This is a genomic window from Gordonia araii NBRC 100433 (assembly GCF_000241265.1).
GTDB classification, from domain to species: domain Bacteria; phylum Actinomycetota; class Actinomycetes; order Mycobacteriales; family Mycobacteriaceae; genus Gordonia; species Gordonia araii.
Map to the genome: position 1 here is coordinate 1 of NZ_BAEE01000092.1, position 592 is coordinate 592.

Annotated in this window: 1 pseudogene; it reads right to left on the reverse strand. The window is 65.2% G+C overall.

Annotated elements, in window-relative coordinates:
- Positions 1-83: 83 nt before the first annotated feature.
- A pseudogene (locus GOARA_RS20865) lies at positions 84-445 on the reverse strand (IS3-like element IS987 family transposase); the annotation flags it as partial.
- Between the last annotated feature and the right edge of the window lie 147 nt (positions 446-592).

Below are 592 nucleotides of genomic sequence, written 5' to 3' on the forward strand. Positions count from 1 at the left end.
ACCCGAGTCAGCGGCTGATCGTGGCGCATCGTCCAAATCGCGTCAATCACGCGTGCGTCGGCCAGCATCCGCCGGCTCGGCCCGCGGGTGCGGTGTTCGTAGTACGTGGACGGGGCGATGGGCACACCATGCTCGGTGAGCACCTGACACATCGAATCGACTCCCCAAACAAGACCATCGGCGCCCACCCGGTTGCCCTGGTGAGCGCCGATGAACTCCACGATCAGCGGTGTGGCCGGTCGATCTCGGCCGCGAAGAAAGCTGACGCCGCCTTCAAAATCCCGTTCGCCCGTTTGAGCTCGGCAACCTCCCGGCGCAGCCGGCGCACCTCCTCGCCTTCCGCGGCGACCTGGCTAACCCCAGCAGCAACCTCAGGCACATTGCGCACCCATTTGCGTACCGTCTCGGCCGACCCGACACCGAGCAGATCAGCGGTCTTGCCCATCGCCGCCCACTCCGTCGAACCCTGAGCCACCAACTGGGCCACCATTTCCACCGCGTCCCGCTTCAACTGCGCCGGATACCGCTTCGTTCCTGCCATAAGATCCATCTTCCCGTGAGACGAACCCTCCGGAAACCCCGGGACGGATCA